This window comes from uncultured Salinicola sp., from assembly GCF_937921195.1.
GTDB lineage: Bacteria > Pseudomonadota > Gammaproteobacteria > Pseudomonadales > Halomonadaceae > Salinicola.
The window spans coordinates 1-4816 of the sequence record NZ_CALFQK010000039.1 but is presented as its reverse complement, the minus strand read 5'-3'; the positions used below and the strand labels follow the sequence as shown (position 1 = coordinate 4816).

Below are 4816 nucleotides of genomic sequence, written 5' to 3'. Positions count from 1 at the left end.
GCCAACTGACGAAGCGGTAGCCCTCGCCCTGCGGCTGCCAGCCGATCACCCGCTGGCGCGCGCGGGCGACGTCCGCGGCCAGGCGGAACGCGCCGGCCAGCTCGCGCGCCTCGCGGTCGAGCCTCTCGCCGGGGCGCGTACCCGCCAGCCAGGCCACGGCGAGACTTGATCCCAGGGCGATGATCACGATCACCACCAGCAGCTCGATCAGCGAGAAGCCCCGGGCGCCACGAGACCTCACAGCATCCAGTTGCCGATGTCGGCATCGATGCCCTCGCCGCCGGGCTGGTCGTCGGCGCCCAGGCTGTAGAGATCGACCCGGCCGTGCTGGCCGGGGCTGGCGTAGTGATAGGGGTTGCCCCAGGGGTCCTCGGGCAGGCGCCGGATATAGCCGTCTTCGCGATAGTTGTCCGGCTGCGGGTCGCTGGTGGGGCGACTGACCAGCGCCGCCAGCCCCTGTTGGGTGGTGGGGTAGCGGTAGTTGTCGAGACGGTACATGTCGAGGGCCTGCTCGAGGGTCGAGAGATCGGCGCGCGCCTTCTGCTGCATGGCGTCGTCCTGATTGCTCAGCACATTGGGGGCGACGATCGCCACCAGCAGGCCGATGATGAAGATCACCACCATGATCTCGAGCAGGGTGAAGCCGGACTGGTGGCCGGGGCGGGGAGCGCGTGTCATGCCGTTTCCTCTGTTGTTGCAGATGGGCTGATGGCGGATGGGCGCTGACGGCGTATGGCCTGCAGCGCGCGATATCGTCGATGGCGGCGCGCTGGGCGTCACAGCGCCACGCTGCCGTTGAGCTGCATGATCGGCAGCAGGATGGCGAGCACCACCGTCAGCACCACCGCGCCCATGACCAGGATCATCAGCGGCTCGAAAAGCGCCAGGGCCATGTCGACACGGCGGTTGAAGGTGCTCTCCTGGGCATCGGCGATGCGCTCGAGCATGCTGTCCAGGGTGCCGCTGGCCTCGCCGCTGGCGACCATGTGCAGCAGCGAGGGCGAGAAGCGCCCCGACTCCTGCATCGCCCGATGCAGGCTGACCCCGCTCTCGACGCGCTGCTCGATCAGCGCCACCGCCTCGCGCATGCCGTGGTTGCCCAGGGTGTCGCGGCTCACCCGCAGCGCCTCCAGCAGGGCGATGCCGCTACGCGTGAGGATCGCCAGGGTGCGGGTCAGGCGCCCGGTGTCGAGCAGCCGGATCAGCTCGCCCAGGCGCGGCAGGCGCAACAGCAGGGCGTCGAGCCGCGCCCGCGGTGCCGGGCGGCGCAGCACGCGTAGCGCCAGCGGCAGGCCCAGCAGCAGGAGGGCGAGCAGCCACGGCCCCAGACTCAGCATCAGGTGGGAAAGAGCGATCATCAGCCGGGTCAGCCACGGCAGTGCCATGTCGGAGCGCTCGAACTGCTGCGCCAAGCGTGGCACCACCCAGGTCATCAGCCCGCTCACCACCGCCAGCGACACCCCCGCCAGCACCAGCGGATAGACCAGTGCGGTGCGCGCCTTCTGGCGCTGCGCCTGGACCCGCTCCAGATGGTCGGCCAGGCGTTCGAGCACCAGCGCCAGGCGCCCGGTGCGTTCGCCGGCGGCGACCAGCGAGCGGTAGAGCAGATCGAAGCTCGCGTGGGGCTTTAGGCTGTCGGCCAGCGAGTGGCCCTCGCGCACCCGGTTGCCCACCGCCAGCAGCAGCGCCCGTTCGCGCTGGCGCTCGGCCTGGCGGGTGAGGGCGTCGAGGGCGTCGCTGAGCGGGATGCCGGCGTCGATCAGCGTCGCCAGCTGGCGCGTGAGCAGCGCCAGGCTGGTGGTATCGAGGCGCCCGCGGCCTGCGCTGCGACCTGGGGCATCGGCGCCCCGCACCAGCGCCAGCCGGCGCGGGAACAGGCCGCGCTCGTGCAGCAGCTGGCGCGCCTGGCGCTCGCTCTCGGCCTGCAGCACGTCGCGCTGGCGGCGGCCGTCGGGGCTCAGGGCCAGATAGCGATAGGTGGGCATCGACTCTCCCCAGTAGCGATGTCGATATGGCGCCCGTCACGCATCGCGACGGTCATGACGAGCATCGATGGCGCCGTAGTCTGACCCACGGACGATGGCAGTTTGAGGTCAGCGCGGGCCGCGCGCTCAGCGATGGATCGCACGCAGCACCTCGTCGAGGGCGGTCTCGCCCGCCGCCAGCCGCGCCAGCGCCGCCTGCGCCAGGCTCTGGGCGCCGGCCTGGCCGAAGGCGTACTCGGCCAGCGCCGCCTCGGGGGCGCGCTCGTGGATCAGGCCGGCCAGGTGGGCGTCGATGGGGATGAACTCGTAAAGACCCAGGCGCCCGCGATAGCCGCTGTGGTCGCAGCTCTCGCAGCCCTGGGGCTCGGCCAGGCGCGGTAAGGTCTCGATGCTGGGCAGCCACTGGGCGTCGTCGGCGCGGCGCGGGCGCCACTCGCTGCAGGCCGGGCACAGCCGGCGCACCAGGCGCTGCGCCATCACCCCCTTGAGGCTGGTCGCCAGCAGGAACGGCTCGATGCCCATGTCGCGCAGCCGCGCGATCGCCCCCAGCGCGCTGTTGGTGTGCAGGGTCGAGAGCACCAGGTGGCCGGTGAGACTCGACTGCACCGCGGTGGCGGCGGTCTCCAGGTCGCGGATCTCGCCGATCATGATCACGTCCGGGTCCTGGCGCAGGATGGCGCGCAGGCCGCGGGCGAAGGTGAGTCCGGCGTGGGGATTGACCGGGGTCTGGCCGATACCCGGGATGGCGTACTCCACCGGGTCCTCGACGGTGAGGATATTGCGGCTGCGGTCGTTGAGCGCATTGAGGCTGGCGTAGAGGGTGGTGGTCTTGCCCGAACCGGTGGGCCCGGTGTTGAGCAGGATACCGTTGGGCTGCTGGAGCACCCGACGATAGCGCTCGAGCACCGCCGGCGGCATGCCCAGACGGTCGAGGTCGAGCAGGGCGGCGTGCTTGTCGAGCAGACGCATCACCACCCGCTCGCCGTGGATACCGGGCAGGGTGGAGACGCGGATGTCGACGTCACGCCCGGCGGCGCGCACCGTGATGCGACCATCCTGGGGCTGGCGCTTTTCGGCGATGTCGAGCCGCGCCATCACCTTGATCCGCGAGATCAGCACCGGCGCCAGCACTCGCGGCGGGCGTAGCGCCTCGCGCATGGCGCCATCCACCCGCAGGCGGATCACCAGCTCGCGCTCGAAGGGCTCGACGTGAATGTCCGAGGCGGACAGGCGCAGGGCCTCGGAGAAGACGCCGTTGATCAGCCGGATCACCGGCGCCTCGTTCTCGCTCTCGAGCAGATCCTCGGCCCGCGGCAGCTCCTGCATCAGGCTGTCGAGGTCGACGTGCTCGGCCAGGCCCTCCAGCAGTGCCGCGTTGTCGGCACGCTCGCCGTCGTGCAGCGCGGCCAGACGCGCCTCGAAGGTGTCGCCGTCGAGCCACTCGCAGCCCTCGGCGCGGCCCAGGCGACGCTGGATGTCCTGCAGCACCTCGAGCTGCAGCGGCGATGGCGTGTCGCGGCACAGCAGGCGGTAGCCATGGATGCCCGGGGCCAGCGCCACCCCGGCGCGCTTGGCCAGTCGGTAGGGTAGCGGCGCGACGCTATCGTCACTGGCGACGAATGTCGGTGTCGCGGTCATGGCGCCAGGCTCCCCAGGCGGCTGCGCTGATCGGGGAAGAGTGCGCTCCAGCGCGGCTGACCCGGTGAGGCCGGCGCCGCGCCATCCCCATCACCCGTTCCCGCGCCAGCCGACGACCTGCCGGCGGCGACCGTGCTGGCCACCTCCCAGGGCGCCAGCGCCTGATCCTCGTCGAAGCCGGCGAGCAGCTGCTGGGCGCGCATGTAGCGGTACTTGTCGGCGGTGGCGCTGTCCATCTGGGCGGCGTCGCGGAGCACCCGGGCGCGGATGAATACCATCAGGTTGCGCTTCTCCTGCTCGTCGCGGTTGTACTGGAACAGCTTGCCGATCAGCGGGATGTCGCCCAGCAGCGGTACTTGTGCCGAGGTCGAGTTGCCAGCGTTGCTGATCAGCCCGCCGAGCACCACGATGCCGCCGTCGCGGGTGATCACCGAGGTCTCGATCTCGCGCTTGTTGGTGACCACGTCGGAGGCCTGGACGTTGGGGTCGATCGACGACACCTCCTGGACGATATCCATGCGGATGGTGTTGTCGGAGCTGATCGAGGGGCGGATGCGCAGGCTGACCCCGATGTCCTCGCGCTGGATGATCTGGTAGGGGTTCTCGTTGAAGGTGGTGGAGCCGGTGACGAAGGGCACCTCTTGGCCCACCAGGATATAGGCCTGGGCGTTGTCGAGGGTGGTCAGCGAGGGGGTCGACAGCAGGTTGGTCTCGCTGTCGCTCTGCAGCGCGCCGAGCAGGGCGGCGAAGCTCACCCCGCTGTCGCTGATCCGGCCGACGCCGGCGCTGGCCCCGGTGATGCTGCCGAGCAGCCGCGACAGCTGGCTGGTGTCGTTGCGCGCGGCGGCGCCGGCGATGGCGTTGATCCCCGGCTGGCCGTCGGCGGCGTAGTTGAAGCCGCCCACCGGCACCGTGCCGCTGCCGGAGAGATCGCCGAACAGCCACTGCACGCCGAGGCGCTTGGCGCGGGACTCGGTGATCTCGGCGATGATCGCCTCCACCGCCACCTGGGCGCGGCGGATGTCGAGCTGCTTGATGATGCTGGCGTAGGCGTCGAGCCGCGCCGGTGGGCCGATCAGTACCAGCGCGTTGGTCGAGGGGTGGACGGCGAAGCCGACCGCGTCGTCGCCGCTGCCGAGGGTGCCGGCGACCGCGGCGTTGCGGCTGGTGGCGTCCGGCAGTGCCGGCAGCCC

The 4816-nt window shown here is 71.0% G+C and carries 5 protein-coding genes; all 5 read right to left on the bottom strand.

Annotation, left to right across the window (positions count from 1 at the left end):
• On the bottom strand, positions 1-241 hold a 241-nt coding region (locus Q0602_RS03465), incomplete at its 3' end, for a prepilin-type N-terminal cleavage/methylation domain-containing protein (protein ID WP_298839029.1).
• Positions 238-678: a type II secretion system major pseudopilin GspG gene (gspG, locus tag Q0602_RS03460; RefSeq protein ID WP_295041426.1), complete on the bottom strand. Its 441-nt coding sequence runs from the start codon at positions 676-678 to the stop codon at positions 238-240. The genes Q0602_RS03465 and gspG, both read right to left, overlap by 4 nt.
• A 98-nt stretch (positions 679-776) precedes the next feature.
• Complete coding sequence (gene gspF, locus Q0602_RS03455; protein ID WP_298839026.1) at positions 777-1985, bottom strand: type II secretion system inner membrane protein GspF; 1209 nt, start codon at positions 1983-1985, stop codon at positions 777-779.
• Between the two features lie 126 nt (positions 1986-2111).
• Entirely contained in the window at positions 2112-3623 is a 1512-nt protein-coding gene (locus Q0602_RS03450; protein ID WP_298839023.1) for a GspE/PulE family protein, read from the bottom strand.
• Positions 3620-4816, bottom strand: a 1197-nt coding sequence (locus tag Q0602_RS03445; RefSeq protein WP_298839020.1) for a type II secretion system protein GspD, incomplete at its 5' end; no start/stop codon positions are given. The genes Q0602_RS03450 and Q0602_RS03445, both read right to left, overlap by 4 nt.

Coding starts and splice junctions, on each gene's coding strand:
- Q0602_RS03450 (WP_298839023.1), bottom strand. CDS start 3,623: ATGACCGCGACACCGACATTCGTCGCCAGTGACGATAGCGTCGCGCCG.
- gspF (WP_298839026.1), bottom strand. CDS start 1,985: ATGCCCACCTATCGCTATCTGGCCCTGAGCCCCGACGGCCGCCGCCAG.
- gspG (WP_295041426.1), bottom strand. CDS start 678: ATGACACGCGCTCCCCGCCCCGGCCACCAGTCCGGCTTCACCCTGCTC.